The organism is Streptococcus timonensis, assembly GCF_047460355.1.
GTDB classification, from domain to species: Bacteria; Bacillota; Bacilli; order Lactobacillales; family Streptococcaceae; genus Streptococcus; species Streptococcus timonensis_A.
Window position 1 is genome coordinate 159,364 of sequence record NZ_JASHGL010000004.1, and the last position, 22,547, is coordinate 181,910.

The following is a 22,547-nucleotide window of genomic DNA, read 5'->3' on the forward strand; positions in this document are numbered from 1 at the left end:
ATCAGTCTACTTGATTATAGCACAAAATTATACTCTTCGAAAATCAAATTTAAACCACGTCAGCTTCACCTTGCCGTACTCAAGTACAGTCTGCGGCTCTCTTCCTAGTTTACTCTTTGATTTTCATTGAGTATTATTTTAGTTTATATTTACATAAAAACAAAAAGCCATCCGAAGATGACTTTTCATAATTGTTTAAATAGCGTTTTTATCTTTTCCAAGCGCTCGTTGGACTGCTTTAACAATCTCAACAAGGACCACTATCATAAGTGCTCCTACGGCAACAACCATCCATTGAGCCAAGCTCAAGTTTGAAACGTGGAAGAGATTATTAAATCCAGGAACCAAAATTGTCACCACAAAGAGGACAAAGGCAACTGGGATAGACCAGTTAAAGGTCTTGTTTGTAAAGAGTCCCACTTTAAAGATTGATTGGTAAACCGACTTAACGTTAAAGGCATGGAGCAATTGGATCAAACCGAGAGTTGCAAAAGCCATGGTAAGGGCATCCGCATGGATTTCAGTATGACTTTGGTGCTCTGGGAAGAGAAGAGCCCAACCATAAACACCTAAAACTAGCATCGTTTGGAAGATCCCTTGATAAATGATTGCTCCGAAGACACCACCATCAAAGAAGTTAGACTTACGCCCACGAGGTTTGTGAGTCATGACGCCTGGCTCAGCTGGTTCCACACCAAGGGCGATGGCTGGTAGCGTATCTGTTACCAGGTTAATCCATAGCAAATGCACCGGTTGAAGCACATCCCAACCTAACAATGTTGCAAAGAAGATGGTGAAAACTTCAGCCATATTGGCAGACAAGAGGTATTGGATTGATTTTTGGATATTTGAGAAGACCTTACGTCCTTCTTCTACCGCTACGATAATGGTTGCAAAGTTATCATCAGCAAGGACCATATCAGAAGCTCCTTTAGAAACTTCTGTACCTGTAATCCCCATACCGATACCGATGTCAGCTGTCTTAAGTGAAGGCGCATCGTTGACCCCATCACCCGTCATAGCGACAACCTTACCTTCATTTTGCCAAGCTTTAACGATACGAACCTTGTGTTCAGGAGATACACGCGCGTATACAGAGTATTGCTTGAAGACTTTTTGGAATTCCTCATCAGTGAGTTCATTCAACTCAGCACCCGTGAAGACATGGTTTTCTGTATCATTTGGATCGATGATACCGAGACGTTTAGCGATAGCTTCCGCTGTATCTTGGTGGTCACCAGTGATCATAATCGGACGGATACCTGCTTCTTTAGCGACACGTACAGCTTCCGCAGCTTCTGGACGCTCAGGGTCAATCATGCCGACCAAACCAGAGAAAATAAGGTCAGATTCAACAATTTCAGATTCCAAGGTTGGAATTTCGTTACTTGTCTTGTAAGCCATCATCAAGACACGAAGGGCTTGTTTAGCCAAGTCTTTGTTGGTTGCAAGGATGGCATTTTTATCTTCTTCTGTGATTGGGCGAACTTCCCCATTGACTTCGATACGAGTCACACGCTTGAGTAATTGGTCAGGTGCACCCTTGACAGCGATAAAGTAAGAACCGTCAGATTCCTTATGGATAGTCGACATAAGCTTACGGTCTGAGTCAAATGGTAATTCAGCAACACGTGGCTCATCCTTCAAGACTTCACGCACATCAAAGTTGTGGTCCAAACCAAACTGTACAAGAGCAGTTTCAGTTGGGTCACCGATCAATTTGCCAGATGGGTCTACCTTGGTATCGTTGGCAAAGTTCATGACACGAAGGGTATTGTTGCTAGCCGCAATTTCTGTTGCAGAGCTTTGCAATTGACCGTTGGTATAAACTTTTTCAACCGTCATTTGGTTCATGGTCAAAGTACCTGTTTTATCAGATGCGATGATTTCTGTTGAACCAAGCGTTTCAACCGCTGGCAATTTACGGACAATCGAATTACGTTTTGCAAGGGTTGTAGTTCCCAAAGATAGAACGATGGTTACAATAGCAGGAAGCCCTTCTGGAATAGCTGCAACCGCAAGGGCAACCGCCACCATCAAGCCTTCTAATGGATGTTCGCCACGAACAAAGACACCAACCAAGAAGGTAATCACTGCAATCACAATGATTAAGTAAGTCAAGGCCTTAGATAATTGTTCCAAGCTTTGCTTCAACGGTGTTTCTGTTTCGTCTGCGTTGGCCAACATGTCCGCAATCTTACCAACTTCTGTGTACATACCAGTGTTGGTCACGACACCAATACCACGACCGTATGTTACGTTTGAGTTTTGGTAACCCATGTTAACACGATCCCCGATACCAGCATCTGCTTCAACAAGTCCTGTCACATCTTTTTCAACTGGCACAGACTCCCCTGTAAGAGCTGCTTCTTCTATTTTAAGAGAAGCTGCTTCAAACAAACGCATATCTGCAGGCACGACATCTCCCGCTTCAAGCAAGACGATATCCCCAGGGACCAATTCTTTTGAGTCAATCTCAATAACATGATCATCACGACGAACACGAGCCATCGGGCTAGACATATTTTTCAGAGCTTCAATGGCTGCTTCTGCTTGCCCTTCTTGGTAAACTCCAAAGGCAGCATTCAAGACAACAACGGCCAAGATGATAATGGCATCCGTTAGACCGTCCATTCCTTCTGTAATCACAGAAAGTGCCGCTGCCGCAAGCAAGATGATAATCATCAAATCCTTAAATTGATCAAGGAATTTAGCTAATAGGCTACGTTTTTCGCCCTCTTCTAACTCATTTCGACCATAAGTCGCTAAGCGTTCTTGAGCTTGAGCCGTTGACAAACCTTCGATAGATGAGTCCAAGTTCTTTAGGACTTCTTCTGAGGTCTGTGTGTAAAACAAGTCTTTATTTTGTTCTTTTGACAAAACAGTCTCCTCCTTTTTGGCCTCTTTTTACAAAAAAAGAGACCTGTTTTTTTAAAAAAACAAGTCTCGCTGTTTAATATAGTGCCGGAAATAAATCGTAATGACGACACTATCGCGGTTTCCCGCCAGCTACTCCCTTGAGTAGTTCTATTATATCAGAATTTCAAAAGTTTTCAAGTCTTGAGGTGGGGTTACTCATCACTCTCATCATAGGTGCGGTCGCTGATAATATATCTTGGACGTTGTTTCGTTTCTAGATAGATTTTTCCGATATATTCCCCAATTACACCAAGACTAATGAGTTGAACCCCGCCTAATAAACTGACAATAGAATACGTACTGGCCCATCCAGCTACTACATTACCAACAAATTTGCTCCACAAAACCCAGATGATCAACAAAAAACTAAAAAGTGAAGTCATAACTCCCAAGCTAGTAATCAAGCGAATAGGTTTAATAGATAGGCTAGTAATACCATCCATTGCTAGACCAAGCATTTTAGAAAGTGGATAGTGACTTTCTCCAGCAATTCGTTCATGACGTTTATAAGTCACGTAGGAATACTTAAATCCTACAAGAGGCATAATACCTCGAAGAAATAAGTTTACTTCTTTAAATTTAGCAAGTTCATGAATAAAGCGTTTGGAGACTAAACGATAATCCGCATGATTAAAGACAACGTCCGCTCCAAAAAGATGCATCACTTTATAGAATCCTTCAGCCGTAATACGTTTAAAAGCCGAATCTGTATCTCGATTATCTCGAACGCCGTAGACTATCTCTGAACCTGACTTATATTCAGCAATCATCTGATTCATACAATGAATATCGTCTTGACCATCTGCATCAATGGTAATCACGATATCCGCAAATTCTGCAGCTTCGTACATCCCAGCAAGAACACTACTTTGATGACCACGATTTCGACTTTGAGAAATACCTACAACAAATGGATTCGATGAAGCATATTCTTGGATAAGTTCCCAAGTTTTATCCTTACTGCCGTCATTTACATACATCACCTTACTATTGGGATGAATCTCTTGATTTTTTACCAATTCCTCAATTTTCCCAACAAACATTGGATTTGTGTGAGGCAACACTTGCTCTTCGTTATAACATGGAATCACGATATATAAAATCGGATTATTTCTACTCATTTTTGACTCCTAACCTTTTAATCCCAAAGGGAAAGTTTGTCCCTCTAAATACTCTGACAATCAATTCACACCCTACTAGAGTCAATATTGTCACAACACTTGTTGTAACGTAGCCATTCACAAAAATACCGGTGTATCTAGTAGATAATTGTAAAACTAATTTTTCTACCAATACTAAAACAATCGGGGCATGGACACCATAGTAAATCAAGGTTCTTTGACCGATTGATTTCAAGAGAGTCATTTCAGGAATTGATTTAAAGAATATGAGGGTGGACCATATACCTGAAATTGCAGCAATGTAAAACAAGAGATGGTTTCCAATCTGTTGATAGTAGAGATCAACAATCTGTTTCCCACTCCAATGATAGTTCAACCTACCAACAAATATAGTTAGCAATAAGGCAAGCGGCAAATAATAAATTGCAAAAAACTTTTCCAGCTGAGGTAAATATTTCCTCACTCCGACACCTAGAAGAGTGAAGACAACGGCTACAGGGACTAGGTCAATATTCCAGATAAGATAAAAATTCCAAGTATAGATTTTTTGTCCTAAAAAGACTAGAAGCAAGAGTGATACAAGAATCAAAAGCCATTGGATAGTGGTCCATTTTTTTCTGAGAATAAAGTAACTAAAAACATGTGCTAAAAACATGACATTCAGAAACCATAACTGAAAATAAACATGCAAGCGGTCTGACAACAATAACTGTTTAGTAAAATGAATAAGATTAAAACTAAACACTTGTTCAGGATACATGACAAAGAGTTGAAAGAGAAAAACAAAAATATTCAGGCAAAAAAAGGGAAGGACCAGACTTTTCACCTTGCTAAGAAAATATTCCTTAAATGTTTTGTATTTAGTGACATTTAAAGTAAAACCTGACAAGAAGAAAAATAAGGGAATATGAAAAACATAGAGGAGTATTTTTGCACGAAGAGGTACAAAACTGCTATGCCCGATAATAACAAGTATGATTGCTAGACCCTTAGCCATATCTAGGTAGCCTATTCGCTTTTTCATCCTATCTCCCTTCTCCTGTTCTTAGTCGATAAAGATTCATATCAGAAGTAACCACCTCAACTTTTTCAAAATAAACATCTTTCTGGTAATGTTCTTTCATTATTTTCTTGACTTGAACCATCTTTCCTGAAGAAGGTGACCAAAAGAATAGGATATTCTCCTTATCTATAGCAGAAGAAAGAAGATTACTAGGCTCCTCAACATTATACTTTTTCATTAATTGATAATAATGTGGCGAAAAAGTTTGCCAGTTACCTAAGGTTGTTGTATTTTCAATCAACTGATCAGGCTTCCTTCTAATCGTAGCTAAGCTCGGTTGGGAATTGACAAGTGTTCCATAACCGCCAAAAACAAGCAATTTATCAGAATGTTTTTCCACTACATCATGATACTCTGATACCATGGATGATTGAATGATTGGGAACCAGTAAAGTTCTTGTCCCACACTATTTACCCAGGCCATACTCGTCAGCATTCCTACAAATTGTAGACTATAAAAAACTCCCCTTTTCTTCAACAGTTTGCGCTTAGTGTAAAATAAAGGAGCATAGTAGATAAAAAATATTAAAAAGCTAATGATAATTGGGATATAGACACGTTCTACTACTCTCTGCCTAACAAATAGTGCACCGATTAGTACAAATGGAACAAGCGGGAGTACCCAGCCATAGACTTTCTTAGGCTTGAAGAACAAAAACCAGCCAACCATAACAAGAAGAAAGGTTGTCAAAATAATGTTTTGGAAATAATCTGACATCATCTGAAGCACATTAAAGGAGTACTTTTCAGAGAAAGAACGTACCGATTGAATTTTTGTTAACAGCTCATTGTTCAAAGCATCTTTTTCTGCAAACAACCAGTAGGTTGAAGCAGATAAGTCGTTTTCACTGACCCCCAATTCCTGAAATTCCTTGGCATGCTTCTCATAATCAATCGCAGGGAAATCTCTCAAATTGGTACTTAGAGTATTCCAAGTTAGGTATTCTCGAACATCTGGTCTCATTAAGGTATAAATTTTATTGGAAGCAAAGATAAGTAAAATGACAGCAGATAACAAGAATAATTCTTTTTTCTTTTTTCCTTTGATAACTTCAAAAGCTAGGAAGGGGAGTAAAAGCAATAATAAACTGGCAATAATTTGTGGCCTAATCGACAACCCTATTACAGACAAGAGCATTCCCGTTAGGTATTTTCTATCAAATAATAATAGTATAGCTGCTGTCGATAACAAGTAAGCAATTACGGAAAACGAGAAATACTTCATTAAAACCATTTGAAGTAACATTACTAAGGGAAGTAAGAAATAATATTTCTTTCTAAAAAAGAACTCCAAATAGATGCTAAAACTCAAGCAAAAACTGAGAGCTAAAAAAATAAAATAAATATTCCAATTTGTAAATAATTGTTGAAGAAATACTAAAGCAGATGATAACAAAATTCCAATATAGGGAAGCAACATATTATCACCAGATAATATGGTTTGATTGACCATGATATCATCAACCACTGGATAATCAAACCCCTTAACTACTCTATATCCATAAAAAATAAGAAATGGTAGCAACAGCAAACCAATTCGAAACACTCTATCTATGATTTGTTTATGGTTCATCAAAAACTCTTTCTAAAATAAATATTACTTTATCATTCTATCATATTTCAAAATAAAAATCTGTTGATTTCTGAATAAATACCCTAATAGCTATTTGAATTTTCCTTGGAAAACCAGTATAATGAAAGAATACTAAAATGCTAGAAGGGGAGTTAGATGAATCAATCGGTTTCAAACTTAAAATTAGCAGAGCGTGGTGCCATTATCAGCATCTTGACCTATCTATTCTTGTCTGCAGCTAAGCTAGCGACCGGACACCTCCTCCATTCATCCAGTTTGGTGGCAGATGGTTTTAACAACGTTTCAGATATCGTTGGAAACGTGGCCCTTCTCATCGGGATTCGTTTAGCTCGCCAACCGGCAGATAGAGATCATCGCTTCGGCCACTGGAAAATAGAGGATTTGGCAAGTCTCATCACTTCCATCATCATGTTTTACGTTGGCTTTGATGTTCTACGTGACACCATTCAAAAGATACTCAGCCGAGAACAAACGGTCATTGACCCACTTGGGGCGACTCTGGGAGTCTTCTCTGCTATCATCATGTTCGCCGTTTATCTCTACAATACCCATCTGAGTAAGCAAGCTAAATCAAAGGCCCTCAAGGCAGCGGCTAAGGATAATTTATCAGATGCGGTAACATCTCTTGGAACTTCTATTGCTATCCTGGCTAGTAGCTTCAACTATCCAATCGTGGATAAGTTGGTCGCTATTATCATTACCTTCTTTATTCTTAAAACTGCTTATGATATCTTTATCGAGTCATCCTTCAGCCTTTCTGATGGTTTTGATGAACACTTGCTAGAAGATTATCAAAAAGCTATCATGGAAATCCCTAAGATTAGCAAGGTCAAATCACAACGCGGTCGTACTTACGGTAGCAATATCTATCTGGATATCACACTTGAGATGAACCCAGATCTTTCTGTTTTTGAGAGTCACGAAATTGCGGACCAGGTTGAATCTATGCTGACCGAACGCTTTGGTGTCTTTGACACCGATATCCACATCGAGCCAGCACCGATTCCTGAGGATGAAATCCTAGATAATGTCTATAAAAAATTGCTCATGAGAGAGCAATTAATCGACCAAGGAAATCAACTGGAAGAGTTACTGGCTGAGGATTTTATTTATATCCGCCAAGATGGACAAGAACTAGACAAGGGAGCCTATAAGGCTGAAAAAGAATTGACCTCTGCTATCAAGGAGCTTCATTTAACCTCTATCAGCCAAAAGACTAAACTCATCCGCTATCAGATTGGTGATACTATTCATACAAGTATCTGGCGCAGACACGAAACTTGGCAAAATATATTCCATCAGGAAACGAAGATTGAAAAAGACTAAAGAAAGAGGCCGGGATAAATCCCGACCTCATTTTTTTGCTTATTTTGCTACACTCTTAGCAAGAACGAAGTTTCCAAGTGTCGCTGAACCATTACCAGCAACAGCTGGTGTTACGATATAGTCACGCACATCTGGAACTGGTAGGTAACCATTGAGAAGAGCTGTGAATTTCTCACGGACACGATCAAGCATATGTTGTTGAGCCATAACCCCACCACCAAAGACGATGACATCTGGACGGAAAGTTACAGTCGCATTCACTGCGGCTTGAGCAATGTAGTAGGCTTGAACATCCCAGACAGAGTTGTTCAGTTCAATGTTTTCCCCACGAACACCTGTACGAGCTTCCAAACTTGGACCAGCTGCATAACCTTCCAAACATCCATTATGGAAAGGACAAACACCTTTAAATTCTTTCTCAATATCCATTGGGTGTCTAGCCACATAATAATGACCCATCTCAGGGTGACCAACACCGCCAATAAACTCTCCACGTTGGATAACACCTGCACCGATTCCTGTACCGATTGTGTAATAAACCAAGTTTTCGATACGACCGCCTGCATTATTACGAGCAACCACTTCACCGTATGCAGAACTATTTACGTCTGTCGTGAAATACATAGGCACGTTTAGAGCGCGACGAAGTGCACCAAGCAAGTCGACATTTGCCCAGTTAGGTTTTGGAGTTGTTGTGATAAACCCGTAAGTTTTTGAATTTTTATCGATATCGATTGGACCAAATGAACCAATCGCAAGTCCTACAAGATTGTCGAATTTTGAGAAGAACTCGATGGTTTTATCGATTGTTTCAATAGGTGTTGTTGTAGGAAATTGTACCTTTTCTACAACATTATAGTTTTCATCTCCGACAGCACAGACAAATTTTGTACCGCCTGCTTCCAAGCTTCCGTATAGTTTTGTCATGATAAACCTCTTGTATTTATTTTTCTTTATTATAGCATATTCCCATAAGGAAAATTACTCTATATTTTAGTTTTTTCTCTGTAAATTTAATCATTCAAGCAAAAACGAACAAACATGACATTTGTTCGTTTTCTTGATTTATTAAGCTTTAACTTCGATGATCGCGTCACCCTTAGCAACTGATCCAGAAGCAACTGGATTTACTGAAGCAAAGTCCGCAGTGTTTGTTACGATAACCATAGTTGTGTTATCAAGGCCTGCAACAGCAATCTTAGCTGAGTCAAATGTTCCAAGAACATCTCCAGCTTTAACCTTATCACCTTGATTAACTTTTTGGTTGAAACCTTCACCGTTCATTGACACAGTGTCGATACCAACGTGGATCAAGATTTCAGCACCGTTAGCTGTTCTCAATCCATAAGCATGGCCAGTCGGGAAGACGATTGTCACTTCAGCATCAGCTGGTGCATAAACAACATCTTGGCTAGGTTTCACAGCAATACCTTGTCCCATAGCTCCGCTTGAGAAGACTGGGTCATTCACATTTGAAAGAGCAACAACATCACCAACGATTGGAGTTTGGATAACACCTTCGCTAAGTGAAACAAGATTACCAGTTACTGCTTCTTCTGTTAAACGGTCAGTTTCAGCTTCAGAAATTGCTCCTGAAACTTCTTCTACTTCATCTTCGTAACCAAACATGTAAGTAAGAGCAAAACCAAGTGCAAATGATACAGCTACCATAAGAAGGTATTGTAGAAGTTGTCCATTACCAATGTAAAGCATTGTACCTGGGATGATTGTGATACCATTACCAGTACCAGCAAGTCCTAGGATTGAAGCAAGTCCACCACCGACTGCACCAGCAATCAATGAAAGGAAGAATGGTTTACGGTAACGCAAGTTAACCCCGAAGATAGCTGGCTCAGTAATACCAAGGAAGGCAGATAGAGCAGCTGGGAAAGCAAGAGTTTTAAGTTTTGGATTTTTAGTTTTCACACCAACGGCAACAGTTGCAGCACCTTGAGCAGTCATAGCTGCAGTAATGATAGCGTTGAATGGGTTAGCATGGTCAGCAGCAAGCAATTGAACTTCAAGCAAGTTGAAGATGTGGTGAACACCTGATACGACGATCAATTGGTGAACTCCACCGATTAAGAAACCACCAAGACCGAACGGCAAGTTAAGGAGTGCTTTTGTTCCAAGAAGAATGTAGTTTTCAACAACGTGGAAGACTGGTCCGATGATAAACAAACCAAGAATTGACATTACCAAAAGTGTTACGAATGGTGTTACCAAGAGGTCAAGAACGTCTGGAACAACCTTACGAACAGCTTTTTCAAATTTAGCTCCGACAACCCCGATGATGAAGGCTGGAAGAACTGAACCTTGCAAACCTACAACTGGGATAAATCCGAAGAACTGCATTGCAGTTACTTCACCACCAGAAGCAACAGCCCAGGCATTTGGAAGTGAGCCAGATACGAGCATCATACCAAGAACGATACCAACGGCTGGATTACCACCGAATACGCGGAATGTTGACCAAACAACCAAACCTGGCAAGATAATAAAGGCTGTATCAGTCAAGATTTGAGTATAAGTTGTCACATCTTCTGGAAGTGTCATCCCAAGAGCAGTCAAGAGACCACGAACACCCATGAAGAGACCAGTTGCTACGATAACTGGAATGATTGGAACAAAAACGTCACCGAATGTACGGATAGCACGTTGGAACCAATTTCCTTGTTTTGCAGCTTCTGCTTTCATATCTTCTTTAGAAGATGTTGGCAAACCAAGAGCCACGACCTCATCGTACATCTTGTTTACTGTACCTGTACCAAAGATGATTTGGTACTGACCAGAGTTAAAGAAAGCACCTTGAACTTTTTCCAAGTTCTCGATAGCATCCTTATTAATTTTTGCTTCATCTTTTACCATCACACGGAGGCGAGTCGCACAGTGAGCTACACTGTTGACGTTCTCACGTCCACCCAAGGCTTCGATGACTTTTTTTGCAATTTCTGTATTGGTCATTTGCAAAAATCTCCTTATAAAATTTTGTTCTTGTTTGAAAGCGATTTTACTCGCCCTACGAGTATTATTTTATCATCTTTCAAAAATATGTCAAGCGTTTTACAGAAAAAGTTTTTTGATTATTAAAATTTTTGATAGTTTTTGCTACTTTCTTGATAAAATTCTCTCAAAAACGCCTGTTTTTATGTGTATTTTTTCAAAAACTTTCATATTTTCATTGATTTTCATAAAAATAGATTCCTAATCATCTGTCAATCGTTTGACATTTTTTTCTTAAATTCGATATAAAAGACTTGCTTTTTTATGAGGAAACGTTTACTATTAAGATAGTAGAAATTTTGGAAGGAAGATAACATGAAATGGACAACTGAACGTCGCTACAGACGTTATGAAGATTGGACTCAAGAAGAAATCAAACAAATTCAAGAAAATATGGCTCAGTCTCCATGGCATACAAGCTATCACATCGAACCCAAGCAAGGTCTTTTAAATGATCCAAATGGTTTTTCATATTTTGATGGCAAGTGGGTTGTCTTTTACCAAAACTTCCCTTTCGGAGCAGCTCATGGGTTAAAATCTTGGGTTCAGCTTGAAAGTGACGATTTGGTGCACTTTAAAGAAACTGGTGTCAAGATTATGCCTGATACTCCACTCGATAGCCACGGTGCTTACTCAGGATCTGCTATGCAGTTTGGGGATCAATTGTTCTTATTTTATACAGGTAATGTTCGTGATGAAAATTGGATTCGCCATCCTTACCAGATTGGTGCCTTAGTGGACAAGGATGGAAAGATTGAAAAGATTGACAAAATCTTGATTGACCAACCTGCTGATGCTACTGACCACTTCCGTGATCCACAGATTTTTAACTTTAAAGGACAATACTACGCTATCGTTGGTGGTCAGGACTTGGAGAAAAAAGGATTTGTCCGTCTCTATAAGGCTATCGATAATGATTATACAAACTGGCAAGCAGTCGGAGACCTTGACTTCAACAATGACCGCACTGCTTATATGATGGAGTGCCCTAATCTAGTCTTCATCAAGGAACAACCTGTCCTTCTCTACTGCCCACAAGGTTTGGATAAAAATGTTCTTGACTATGACAATATCTATCCAAATATGTATAAAATCGGCGCTTCTTTTGATCCCGAAAACGCTCGTATGGTAGATGTGTCTGAACTTCACAATCTTGATTATGGATTTGAAGCCTATGCTACTCAAGCCTTCAATGCCCCTGATGGACGTGCCCTAGCAGTTAGCTGGCTTGGGTTACCAGATGTTTCTTATCCATCTGACCGTTTCGAACATCAGGGAACCTTCTCACTAGTCAAGGAACTGACCATTAATGACGGCAAACTTTATCAATACCCTGTAGCTGCAATCAAGGAACTTCGAGTATCAGAAGAAAAATTATCAAATCGCTCTGAAACTAAAAATAGTTATGAACTTGAGCTTAACTTAGAAGCCGATAGCCAAAGCGAAATTGTCCTTTTTGCTGATAAAGATGGCAAGGGGCTATCTATCAATTTTGACCTTGTCAATGGCCAAATAACCGTTGATCGTAGTCAAGCAGGTGAGCAATATGCTCAAGAATTTGGAACTACTCGCTCTTGCTCAGTTACTAATCAAGCAACTACTGTCAATATCTTCATTGACAATTCAGTCTTTGAAATTTTCATCAATAAAGGAGAAAAAGTATTTTCTGGTCGCGTATTCCCAGATAAGGATCAAAATGGAATCCTTATCAAATATGGAAACCCAACTGGAACATACTACGAATTAGAATATGGTCGCAAAACTAACTGATGTTGCAAAATTAGCTGGCGTCAGCCCTACTACTGTTTCACGTGTCATCAACAAAAAGGGTTATCTTTCAGAAAAAACCATTCAAAAAGTAAATGATGCTATGCGTGAGCTGGGCTATAAACCCAACAACCTAGCTCGAAGTCTTCAAGGAAAATCAGCCAAGTTAATCGGTTTGATTTTCCCCAAAATTAGCCATGTTTTCTATGCAGAGTTAATTGATAAATTAGAGCACGAACTCTTCAAAAAAGGCTACAAGACTATTATTTGTAATAGCGAGCACGATTCTGAAAAGGAACGTGAATACATCGAAATGTTGGAAGCCAATCAGGTGGACGGTATCATTTCAGGAAGTCATAACTTAGGTATCGAAGACTACAATCGTGTGACTGCTCCTATCATTTCCTTTGACCGTAACCTGTCTCCAGATATCCCTGTCGTTTCTTCTGACAACTATGCTGGCGGAGTCCTAGCAGCTCAGACCTTGGCTAAAACTGGAGCCAAATCTATTATTATGATTACAGGTAATGACAACTCCAATTCCCCAACTGGACTTCGTCATGCAGGTTTCGCTTCTATCTTACCAAAGGCTCCTATTATCAATATTTCCAGTGACTTTTCACCCCTTCGAAAAGAAATGGAAATAAAAAATATCTTAACCAAACAAAAACCCGACGCCATCTTTGCATCGGATGATTTGACAGCTATCCTCATTATCAAGATCGCCCAGGAGCTCGGTCTGTCAGTTCCTGACCAGCTAAAGGTGATTGGCTATGACGGGACTTATTTTATCGAGAATTACTACCCTCACCTCACTACCATTAAACAACCTATGGAAGAAATTGCTCGCCTGACAGTTGATTTACTTTTACAAAAAATTGAAGGTAAAGAGGTTGCTACTACTGGCTATTTCTTACCAGTTAGCCTTCTACCAGGAAAAAGCGTTTAATAACACCAAAAAACTCAGACTTGAAGTCTGAGTTTTTATTATGAACGTAAAATTTCTAATATACTTTTAGCTTTTTCTAAGTTAAAGGTTTTTTCAGCAATCAAACCTTCTACTAGCTTTGGTACTTCTGCTTCTTTGGCTCCTGCCAAGAGGGCTAAGGATTTGGCTTGCAGTTTCATGTGACCTTGCTGAATACCAGCACCAACTAAAGCCTTGAGAGCTGCAAAGTTCTGAGCCAAGCCCATGGATACAATGATTGAGGCTAATTCTTTGGCTGAAGGATGACCTAAAAGTTCATGACTGAGGACAACACGAGGATTGAGACCAATGGATCCACCCTTAGTCGCGACTGGCATCGGCAGGGTCATTTCTCCAATCAGTTCCTCCTTCTCTGAGTCTAATGTCCAGAGACTAAGTCCTCGATAAAGGCCATCACGACTAGCATAGGCATGTGCTCCTGCTTCAATGGCGCGCCAGTCATTTCCAGTCGCAATCAAAAGAGCATCAATTCCATTAAAGATTCCCTTATTGTGGGTAGCTGCTCGATAAGGATCAGCTTGGGCAAAGTGACTCGCTAACACAATCTTCTCCGCCAATTCACGAGCTTGATCATTTTGTGGACTCAAGTAGCGAAGGGCAATGCGACAAGTTGCAGTCACCAAAGACTCCGTAGCATAGTTTGACAAAATTCCCATGAGACTTTGTCCCTGACTCAAGTTTTCCAAACGAGGTTTTAAGGCTTCAAGCATGGTATTGAGCATATTGGCTCCCATTGCCTCTTGAGTATCGACATGCAGATAAACAACCAGAAAGTCTGTTTGGCCTGAGAATTGCTCAACTCGTAAGTCCCGCGCACCACCACCACGTTTGACGATAGACGGATAAGCTTGATTGGCCAGTTTAAGCAGTTCTTCTTTTTGGCTGAGGATAACTTGGCGAGCTTCTTCTCTATCAGGCACTTGATAAAGAGCAACCTGACCAATCATTTGGCGCTCATGAACTTGAGCTGTGAATCCGCCTGCTCTACTAATAACTTTACAAGCAAAACTGGCTGCCGCAACCACTGAAGGTTCTTCTGTTACATAAGGAACTGTGTAGGTTTGACCATTTACAAGAACCTCAGGCACAATGGAGTAGGGAAGCGAAAAAGTTCCAAGAACATTTTCACTCAGTTGATCTGCGATTTGAACACTTAGATTCTCGTTTTTCTCAAGCCCTTCTTGAAGCTCTTGAGAGAGTATAATTGAATCTTTCAGTAGTTCGAGACGTTCAGGATATGTTTTTTTTGAAAATCCACTCCAATTAATCTTCATCATTTTTCAACCTTGCTATAATAACGGTGATGTTCTACAATTTCAATCAAGGCGTATTCTTGATCTTCATATCCTGTAAATTGGGTAGAACCTGAAGGATTCAGATTAGCCTCTTCATAGAAGACTTTTTCGTATTCTTCTACCGTAAGAGGCTTCCGACGGTCCAGTACTTGCGCCCGTTCCTTGTCCAAATACTGCTCATAGCCTTCAACTAATTGAACACTAAAGAACTCTGATACAGCGCCACTTCCGTAGCTATAGAGAGCAATCTTATCTCCCGCTTTAAGCGTGTCAGCATTTTCTAGTAGAGAAAGCAGGCCAAGAAATAGTGAGCCTGTATATATATTTCCAACTCGATTGCTGTAGATAATTGAAGCATCAAAGTGTTGTTGCAAGAGTTCTTGCTTTTCTTGAGAAAGACTCTTATCTAGGATTTTTCTAAACCCTTTAAGGGCAAGTTTTGGATAAGGCAGATGGAAACAAACTGCCACAAAATCATCTAGGGTCCAGTTATAACGTTTCTTGTACTCTTCCCAGTTCGTTTCTAAGCAGTCTAGATATTGCTGGGTCGAATAAACACCATTTACAAAAGGCGTTGTAGAATAGTTTGGACGCCAAAAATCATTGATATTTCTGGTTTGGGCTACATTGTCATCATTAAAGCTCAAGATTCTAGGATTTTGCGTGATAAGCATGGCAATGCTTCCTGAACCTTGGGTTGGCTCACCTGGTGCATTGATACCATATTTGGCAATATCACTAGCTAGAACCAAGACTTTTGATTTCGGTGAATTTTCAACATGAAGCTTGGCATAATGAAGAGCAGCTGTAGCTCCATAGCAGGCTTCTTTGATCTCAAAACTGCGGGCAAAAGGCTGAATGCCTAATAAACCATGAACAAAGACAGCCGCGGCCTTACTCTGGTCGATACCAGATTCGGTCGCAACGATAACCATATCGATTTCCTGCTTTTCTTCTTCCGTAAGGATAGAATTTCCGGCGCTTGCTGCAAGGGTCACGATGTCCTCAGTCAAAGGAGCGATACTAATCTCCTCAAGCAAAAGTCCTTTATTAAATTTATCGGGGTCAACTCCCCTTGCTGTTGCTAAGTCTTGTAATTTCAAGACATATTGACTGGTCGCAAAACCAATCTTATCAATACCGATTGTCATATTTACCTCTGTTTTAAATCATTCATTGTAAAAAATCGTTCAAGTCTATTTTATCACAAATAAGAGTAAAAGATAAAAAAAAGCCCTAATCTTAATAAGCAAATATTGGACTAAACTTCAAAAATACTGGAATTACAAACTCGTCCTCTCCAAACAACAAATAAAATAGAACCTTATGCGGTTCTATTTTTCTTGAGGTAATAATAGAATTTGAGGACAACTGTTCCACTTGCCATACCGATAGAAATAACCAGAGCTAGCATAACTACCAAGCTAGCACCTGCAAGAGCACGATTATAATCTCCATTTACGAAGAAAGACGTTGTTCGGTAGGATAAATATCCTGGAACCAGGGGAGCTAAAATAGCAAGAGTAAAAACTACTGCAGGAGTTTTATATAAAATACTCATAATCTGACTGACACAAGAACCAATTACTGCAGCAATAAAGGTTGCCAGAATAACATTTGTCGGCTCCTTAAGGGCTAAATAAAGGAGCCAGACTGCCATCCCTAAAATACCTCCAGGAATCAGCATGGAACGTTGTACATTTAAAACTATTAGGAAAGTAATGATGGCAAGTAAACTAGCAAGAGCTTGCAAAAAGAAAGTCATTAGTGTCATATTAATTCATTAATACCAGGGCTACAGAAGTTCCAGCCCCCAAGGCAAGGGTAACGAGCAGAGATTCAAACATCTTGCTCATACCAGAGTTGATGTGGTTGGTCATGATATCACGCACGGCATTGGTTAAAGCAATCCCAGGTACAAAAGGCATCACAGCCCCTGCTATAATTAAGTCAGCCGTTGAAGGCAAACCAGAATAACGAGCCCAAACTTGTGCTATCAAACCAAAAACCAAGGCACCTGCAAATGCAGTCATAAAGGGGATGCGAATCAATTTTTCTACATAGAGGGAAAATGTGAACCCAAATAAGGTAGCGACCCCTGCTCCAAGTGCATCATAAAAATTTCCACCAAACATAATTGAGAAAAATGGCGCACTTAGGGTTGCAGCAATAGTTAATTGGACCTTTGTATAGGGCGACGGCTTATCGTTCAAGGCCTTCAACTGGATGAAGGCTGTTTCCAAATCAAGCTGACCTGCGACAATCTGTCGCGAAATCTGATTGACATCGCAAACCTTCTCGATATTATAAGAAGAAGAAGTGACCCGCTTCATACGAGAAATATTGGTGTTTTCAATTGAGAAAAACACAGCTGCTGGCATGGCTAAAACATTGCAATCCATTATCCCTTGTGAATGAGCAATACGAATCATGGTATCTTCAACACGATGAATTTCCGATCCATTTCTCAACAAAATGGTCCCTGCAAGCATAATAACATCAATCACTGCATTCATTTTTTTGGATTCTTCCATGTTTCCCTCCCTTATAAGCTCCTTTTATTTTATCACAAATTCGGAGGAAAAAAAATCTTTGTCACAAAAACTGTGACAAAGATTTTTTAGTTTCCAACGTTTTGATTTTCTGAGGGATTCTGAGGCGATTGTGTTGTCTGTGGAGCTGTATCCACTCGATTAGTGTTGTTCTGTGAAGGAACTGTTGTAGTCGTTGTCGTTGTTTTAGGTTTATAAATTGTAATTTTAATACGTGTAGTATTAAGATCAACTGACTCGCCCAGTTTCGGACTTTGATCTAACACTATCCCTTCAACAGTTCCTTCTGGAGCTGTTGACACTTCCACTACTTCAATATTGGCCTCTTTAACACCAACAATTTGAATCAAGTTATTCTTAGTAAATTCTAAACTTGATCCAATATAACCAGGCATTGGAACAGTTACTACCTTCTTAGCAACAGTCAGAACAATTTGTGTCGCCTTACTGAGATCATAAGTAGCCCCTTCAGACAGACTTTGTCTCAAAATAGTACCTGGCTCCATTTCAGTAGATTCTTCTTCAATCTTAATAAGATTTTCAGGAACTTTTTTCTCCTTGAGTTCAGCAATCACATCTGTTGATTTTCGGCCAATGTAATTACCAATCACAAAGGATTGTTGGCCAGAAGAGATAATGAGGTTAACTTTAGTTCCTTCTTTTCGAGATGAACCTGCATCTGGATCCGTTCGAATGACACGACCTGTTTCAACAGTATCACTTGATTCTGTCTTTTCTTCACCAATTTCAAAATTGGCCTTCTTCAGATTTTCTTTAGCTTCTGCCACTGTTTGTCCAGCTACTTTTGGAATAGCAACAGTGGCCGGAGTATTAGACACAATCCAAAGTAGAGAAGCTAAAACTAGGACAAAACTTGCCAATAGAACTAGATAACGTGCTTTGAAGCGACGTTTCTTTGCTGGTTTTGTAGCGGCTGCTTTACTCACTGCCTCTTGAGTTGTTTTTACCGTTTGAGGACGCTCTGCTTGCTGTTGAACCTTTGCACTTGCTATTAAAGTTGACTGAGGAATCTTTGGCAAAGTTTTAGTATCTACCTTACTGGTATCATCAAAGACTCTCTTAGATTCATTTCGTCTATTATGCGAAAGACTGCTTAGTAAGTCAACGTACATCTCAGAGACAGATTGATAACGATCTGTTAACTTTTTAGCCGTCGCTTTAATGACCACATTCTCCAGAGATTGTGGTACAGATGGATTTTCAGCAATAACTGAAGGCAGAGGTTTTTGGAAATGCTGAAGAGCAATAGTCACAGCACTATCTCCATCATAAGGGATATGCCCCGTTAACATTTCAAAGAAAATAATCCCCATGGCATAAATATCACTCTGAACTGTAGCTTTGGAGCCACGTGCTTGCTCAGGTGATAGATAATGAACCGAACCCAGCATCGAATTTGTTTGCGTCAAGCTAGTTTCCGCAAAAGCCACGGCAATCCCAAAGTCAGTAACTTTAGCAGTTCCATCTGGAGTTAGGAGAATATTTTGAGGTTTTAAGTCACGGTGAACAATTCCCTTGGCATGCGCCAAACGCATGGCTAATAGAATTTGTCCCATGATACGCACAGCTTCCTCGTTTGATAGAGGATGGTGTTCCTTGATATAGCGTTTGAGATCGAGCCCAGCTACATATTCCATAGCTAGATATTGTTGACCATCCTCTTCGCCAATATCTGTTATCCGAACGATATGGGGATGATCCAAGTCTGCCATAGCTCGCGCTTCACGTTGAAAACGCGCCACGGCGATAGGATCCGTTTGGTAGTTGGTCCTCAGGACCTTTACAGCTACCTCTTCCCCGTCTAAAATCAAATCCTTGGCCAGGTAGACATCTGCCATACCTCCGCGACCAATTTGTTTGACAATGCGATACCGTCCGGCAAAAATCTTGCCGATCTGGATCATACTGCCGCCTCCTCCTTAATCGAAACAAGGGCTACTGTAATGTTATCAAGGCCACCAGCATTGTTAGCAAAACGAATCAAAGTTGCTGCTTTGTCTTCAAGCGAAATATCACTAGTTACAATATCAGAAATTTCACTACCTGAAATCATATTGGTCAAACCATCACTATTGAGGAGGATGTAATCTCCCTCTTCAAGACTAATAATCCCCATATCTGGTTGAATCTCGTCTTTTTGACCGATAGATTGAGTGATAATATTCTTTTGTGGATGAGCTTCTGCTTCCTCTACTGTTAATTGTCCTGCCTTAAGCAATTCATTAACCAAGGAATGGTCGCTGGTCATTAGTCGGTATTCTTCTCCACGAATCAAAGCAATACGTGAATCACCGATATGAGCATAAATCGCTTGATTATCAATGATTGCAAGGGCTTCAAGAGTTGTTCCCATGCCTCTATAGGCTTCATCACGACCTAGTTGGTAAATCTTTTGATTTTCGATTTCTAGGTGATGGGCAAACCATTCACGAACTTCATTGACTGTCTCAATTTGGGTATCTACCCAAGCCGCACCTAAATCTGTTACAGCCATCTCACTAGCAATATTACCTGCACGATGACCTCCCATTCCATCAGCTAAAAGGATCATAGTGCGTCCAGCTCGGTTGACAAAGTGATTGACATAGTCTTGGTTATTTGTACGTTTCTGACCAACATCTGTTAATAATGCTATTTCCATTGTGTCAGTTCCTTCCTAATCAGATATCTTACGAAATTGGCTAATGAAGAATCCATCACTTCCATACAGTTCTGGAGTAATGAGTATACAACCATCTTTTAAGATATCCTTGCATTCATGTTCTAGTTTAACCTGCTCAAACTCAGGGTGTCTTTCTAAAAATGTCTGAACGACTTGAAAGTTCTCCTCAGAGACGATAGTACAGGTACTATAGGTTATTATACCACCTTTTCGTAGCGTTTGACAAACACTATCTAATATTTCCAGCTGAATTTCCTGTAATGACATAAAATCTGCTGTTTCTTTGTTATATTTGATATCTGGTTTTCGACGTAAGAGTCCGATTCCAGAACAAGGAGCATCCACTAGAATCTTATCAAATTGATCCTTGCCGTATAACTCATGCACTTTTCTGGCGTCCATTTTTTGTGTTTGTACACGGTCTGCTACGCCTAAACGCTGGGCATTTTCTCGAATCAAATTGAGTTTATGGTCGTAGAGATCCAGAGCTGTTACCTGACCTGTCGTTAGATAAGATGCTATATGGGCTGTTTTCCCACCTGGAGCTGCACAGGCATCCAAAACCTGCTCCTCTCCTTGTAGCTCTAGTGTTGGAGCAACCAGTTGACTAGACTCATCCTGAATGGTAATGGCACCCTCTGCAAACAAGTCATGACTAGCAAAATGCCCCTGCTCCTTGACCAGACCAGAAGCTGATAAAGCAGAATCACTTGCATTAAGCAGAGCTTTAATTTCCTCTTTTCGGCTCAAATCTGTCACACGTATACTGGCTTTGTTACGTTGCAAAAGACTTTCAAAAATCGCTTGCGCTCGCTCTTCTCCATACTCTTCCTTGAGCTTAGAAACTAACCACACTGGCATAGAGTAGGCGATAGAATCACGCTTGTTCTTACGTTTGATAGAGGCAATATCTGGCAAACCTTCTCGCAAGATACGACGAAGGACTGCATTGACCAGTTTTTCGCTACCTTTTTTACGAGTTTTTGCTAATTCTACTGCTTCATTGACCACTGCATGGTCAGGCACCTTATCTAGATACTGGATCTGATAGAGACTCATGAGAAGCAAAACATAGAGCCAGTTGTCTAGCTTGTCTCTATCCTCAATAAAGTGCGATAAGTACCATTCCAAAGTTAGTTTACGGGCTACGGTTCCATAAACAAGCTCTGTCACCAAACCTTTGTCAGTTGCTGACAGTTGACTTCCCTTGAGGTGTTTATTTAAGGCGATATTGGAGTAGGCTTGATTGACAAAGACATCCTCTAGCACCTTTAAGGCTAAGCTTCTAGCCGTTTCTACTTTAGTTACCAAATCGTTCTCCTACAGCCAAACTTCGTCCAACACCGTTGAGGAAAGAAGCAATGTCCATTTTAGGTTTTCCTGCTGGTTGAACCTGTTTGAGAGACAGGGCTCCTTCTGCTGTTGCGACAATCAATTCTTTCTTACCGATAGAGAGTATCTCACCCGGATTACCCTGACCTTCTACAGGCAGAGCTTCATAGATTTTGAAGCGTTCTCCCTTGAGGAAGGTATGAGCAACTGGCCATGGATTCATCCCACGGATTTGGTTGAAAAGTTGACGATTGGTCTTGTTCCAGTCCAGTTTTTCCTCCTCAGGTTTGATATTTGGTGAGAAAGTTACTTGGCTTGGGTCTTGTGGTTGAGGCTGAATTTCACCAGCTATATAAGCAGGTAGAGTATCCAAAAGCAAATCACGCCCAACAATGGCCAATTTTTCAAACAAAGTTCCAACATTATCCTCATCAGTAATGGGAATACTACGACGGGAAATCATATCTCCTGCGTCCATCTCCTTAACCATCTCCATAATGGTCACTCCTGCCTCCTCATCACCCTGAATCAAGGCATAATGGATAGGAGCACCACCACGGTGTTTAGGAAGGAGGGATGCATGAACGTTGACTGCAAAATTCATGCTATCAAGAAGCTTACTTGGGAGAAATTGTCCAAAAGCTGCAGTCACAATCCCGTCAGCACCCAAATTCATGATAGCTTCCATTTCTGGACTACCCGATAATTTTTCTGGTTGGTAGATAGGAAGTCCTGCCTCTTTGGCAGCTTGTTTGACTGAGGTTTCCTGGATAACTTTTTTACGTCCAACCGCGCGGTCTGGCTGAGTTACAACAGCTACAATTTCATAGCGACCATCTGTCAAAAGGCCTTTTAAAACGGTCGCTGAAAACTCGGGGGTCCCCATAAAGATTAGTTTTGTCAT

At 40.2% G+C, this 22,547-nt stretch carries 17 protein-coding genes; 3 read left to right on the plus strand and 14 right to left on the minus strand.

Annotated elements, in window-relative coordinates:
• Positions 1-195 precede the first annotated feature (195 nt).
• The 4 genes from QM941_RS07575 to QM941_RS07590 form a co-directional block, all read right to left on the minus strand.
• Positions 196-2,880 (minus strand): cation-translocating P-type ATPase, encoded by a 2,685-nt coding sequence (locus QM941_RS07575; protein WP_414340013.1) that lies wholly within the window; start codon positions 2,878-2,880, stop codon positions 196-198.
• Positions 2,881-3,071: 191 nt separating this feature from the next.
• The gene (locus QM941_RS07580) at positions 3,072-4,040 is read right to left on the minus strand and encodes a glycosyltransferase family 2 protein (protein ID WP_414340014.1); all 969 of its coding nucleotides are present in this window, start codon (positions 4,038-4,040) and stop codon (positions 3,072-3,074) included.
• On the minus strand, positions 4,033-5,064 hold the full coding sequence (locus QM941_RS07585) for an acyltransferase family protein (RefSeq protein ID WP_414340015.1): 1,032 nt from the start codon (positions 5,062-5,064) through the stop codon (positions 4,033-4,035). The genes QM941_RS07580 and QM941_RS07585 overlap by 8 nt, the downstream gene beginning before the upstream one ends.
• A 1-nt stretch (position 5,065) precedes the next feature.
• A complete protein-coding gene (locus QM941_RS07590) occupies positions 5,066-6,676 on the minus strand; it encodes a hypothetical protein (RefSeq protein WP_414340016.1) in 1,611 nt (536 codons plus the stop codon).
• Between the two features lie 156 nt (positions 6,677-6,832).
• Between QM941_RS07590 and QM941_RS07595 the strand changes: the two genes are divergently transcribed.
• Positions 6,833-8,023: a cation diffusion facilitator family transporter gene (locus tag QM941_RS07595; RefSeq protein WP_414340017.1), complete on the plus strand. Its 1,191-nt coding sequence runs from the start codon at positions 6,833-6,835 to the stop codon at positions 8,021-8,023.
• A 39-nt stretch (positions 8,024-8,062) separates the two neighbouring features.
• On the opposite strand, the gene scrK is transcribed toward QM941_RS07595, so the two are convergent.
• The gene (gene scrK / locus QM941_RS07600) at positions 8,063-8,950 is read right to left on the minus strand and encodes a fructokinase ScrK (RefSeq protein ID WP_414340018.1); all 888 of its coding nucleotides are present in this window, start codon (positions 8,948-8,950) and stop codon (positions 8,063-8,065) included.
• 141 nt (positions 8,951-9,091) lie between these two features.
• Positions 9,092-10,987, minus strand: a complete 1,896-nt coding sequence (locus QM941_RS07605) for a sucrose-specific PTS transporter subunit IIBC (protein WP_414340019.1) — start codon at positions 10,985-10,987, stop codon at positions 9,092-9,094.
• A 354-nt stretch (positions 10,988-11,341) separates the two neighbouring features.
• Between QM941_RS07605 and QM941_RS07610 the strand changes: the two genes are divergently transcribed.
• Together QM941_RS07610 and QM941_RS07615 are read left to right on the plus strand one after the other, a co-directional pair.
• Positions 11,342-12,796, plus strand: coding sequence for a sucrose-6-phosphate hydrolase (locus tag QM941_RS07610; RefSeq protein ID WP_414340020.1), 1,455 nt, complete (start codon positions 11,342-11,344; stop codon positions 12,794-12,796).
• Positions 12,777-13,742, plus strand: coding sequence for a LacI family DNA-binding transcriptional regulator (locus QM941_RS07615; protein WP_414340021.1), 966 nt, complete (start codon positions 12,777-12,779; stop codon positions 13,740-13,742). Before QM941_RS07610 ends, QM941_RS07615 begins: the two co-directional genes overlap by 20 nt.
• 38 nt (positions 13,743-13,780) lie before the next feature.
• Here QM941_RS07615 and QM941_RS07620 read toward each other — a convergent pair whose 3' ends face one another.
• The 8 genes from QM941_RS07620 to fmt all read right to left on the minus strand — a co-directional run bounded on the left by QM941_RS07620 (position 13,781) and on the right by fmt (position 22,547).
• Positions 13,781-15,055 carry a hydroxymethylglutaryl-CoA reductase, degradative gene (locus QM941_RS07620; protein WP_414340077.1) on the minus strand — a complete coding sequence of 425 codons (1,275 nt, stop codon included), beginning with the start codon at positions 15,053-15,055 and terminating at the stop codon, positions 13,781-13,783.
• The gene (locus QM941_RS07625) at positions 15,055-16,227 is read right to left on the minus strand and encodes a hydroxymethylglutaryl-CoA synthase (protein ID WP_414340022.1); all 1,173 of its coding nucleotides are present in this window, start codon (positions 16,225-16,227) and stop codon (positions 15,055-15,057) included. Before QM941_RS07625 ends, QM941_RS07620 begins: the two co-directional genes overlap by 1 nt.
• A gap of 173 nt (positions 16,228-16,400) precedes the next feature.
• Complete coding sequence (locus tag QM941_RS07630; RefSeq protein WP_414340023.1) at positions 16,401-16,850, minus strand: threonine/serine exporter family protein; 450 nt, start codon at positions 16,848-16,850, stop codon at positions 16,401-16,403.
• A gap of 1 nt (position 16,851) precedes the next feature.
• Positions 16,852-17,610, minus strand: coding sequence for a threonine/serine exporter family protein (locus QM941_RS07635; RefSeq protein WP_414340024.1), 759 nt, complete (start codon positions 17,608-17,610; stop codon positions 16,852-16,854).
• Between the two features lie 86 nt (positions 17,611-17,696).
• A complete protein-coding gene (gene pknB, locus QM941_RS07640; protein ID WP_414340025.1) occupies positions 17,697-19,553 on the minus strand; it encodes a Stk1 family PASTA domain-containing Ser/Thr kinase in 1,857 nt (618 codons plus the stop codon).
• Complete coding sequence (locus QM941_RS07645; protein WP_414340026.1) at positions 19,550-20,290, minus strand: Stp1/IreP family PP2C-type Ser/Thr phosphatase; 741 nt, start codon at positions 20,288-20,290, stop codon at positions 19,550-19,552. Before QM941_RS07645 ends, pknB begins: the two co-directional genes overlap by 4 nt.
• A gap of 15 nt (positions 20,291-20,305) precedes the next feature.
• Positions 20,306-21,622, minus strand: a complete 1,317-nt coding sequence (rsmB, locus tag QM941_RS07650) for a 16S rRNA (cytosine(967)-C(5))-methyltransferase RsmB (RefSeq protein WP_414340027.1) — start codon at positions 21,620-21,622, stop codon at positions 20,306-20,308.
• Entirely contained in the window at positions 21,612-22,547 is a 936-nt protein-coding gene (gene fmt, locus QM941_RS07655; RefSeq protein ID WP_414340028.1) for a methionyl-tRNA formyltransferase, read from the minus strand. The genes rsmB and fmt overlap by 11 nt, the downstream gene beginning before the upstream one ends.

What these genes read in the sequence shown, in the direction of transcription:
- QM941_RS07645 (WP_414340026.1), bottom strand. Translation starts at nt 20,290, where the DNA reads ATGGAAATAGCATTATTAACAGATGTTGGTCAGAAACGTACAAATAAC.
- QM941_RS07635 (WP_414340024.1), bottom strand. Translation starts at nt 17,610, where the DNA reads ATGGAAGAATCCAAAAAAATGAATGCAGTGATTGATGTTATTATGCTT.
- QM941_RS07615 (WP_414340021.1), top strand. Translation starts at nt 12,777, where the DNA reads ATGGTCGCAAAACTAACTGATGTTGCAAAATTAGCTGGCGTCAGCCCT.
- QM941_RS07620 (WP_414340077.1), bottom strand. Translation starts at nt 15,055, where the DNA reads ATGAAGATTAATTGGAGTGGATTTTCAAAAAAAACATATCCTGAACGT.
- QM941_RS07625 (WP_414340022.1), bottom strand. Translation starts at nt 16,227, where the DNA reads ATGACAATCGGTATTGATAAGATTGGTTTTGCGACCAGTCAATATGTC.
- pknB (WP_414340025.1), bottom strand. Translation starts at nt 19,553, where the DNA reads ATGATCCAGATCGGCAAGATTTTTGCCGGACGGTATCGCATTGTCAAA.
- scrK (WP_414340018.1), bottom strand. Translation starts at nt 8,950, where the DNA reads ATGACAAAACTATACGGAAGCTTGGAAGCAGGCGGTACAAAATTTGTC.
- QM941_RS07610 (WP_414340020.1), top strand. Translation starts at nt 11,342, where the DNA reads ATGAAATGGACAACTGAACGTCGCTACAGACGTTATGAAGATTGGACT.
- QM941_RS07630 (WP_414340023.1), bottom strand. Translation starts at nt 16,850, where the DNA reads ATGACACTAATGACTTTCTTTTTGCAAGCTCTTGCTAGTTTACTTGCC.
- QM941_RS07595 (WP_414340017.1), top strand. Translation starts at nt 6,833, where the DNA reads ATGAATCAATCGGTTTCAAACTTAAAATTAGCAGAGCGTGGTGCCATT.
- QM941_RS07585 (WP_414340015.1), bottom strand. Translation starts at nt 5,064, where the DNA reads ATGAAAAAGCGAATAGGCTACCTAGATATGGCTAAGGGTCTAGCAATC.
- QM941_RS07605 (WP_414340019.1), bottom strand. Translation starts at nt 10,987, where the DNA reads ATGACCAATACAGAAATTGCAAAAAAAGTCATCGAAGCCTTGGGTGGA.
- QM941_RS07580 (WP_414340014.1), bottom strand. Translation starts at nt 4,040, where the DNA reads ATGAGTAGAAATAATCCGATTTTATATATCGTGATTCCATGTTATAAC.
- QM941_RS07590 (WP_414340016.1), bottom strand. Translation starts at nt 6,676, where the DNA reads ATGAACCATAAACAAATCATAGATAGAGTGTTTCGAATTGGTTTGCTG.
- fmt (WP_414340028.1), bottom strand. Translation starts at nt 22,547, where the DNA reads ATGACAAAACTAATCTTTATGGGGACCCCCGAGTTTTCAGCGACCGTT.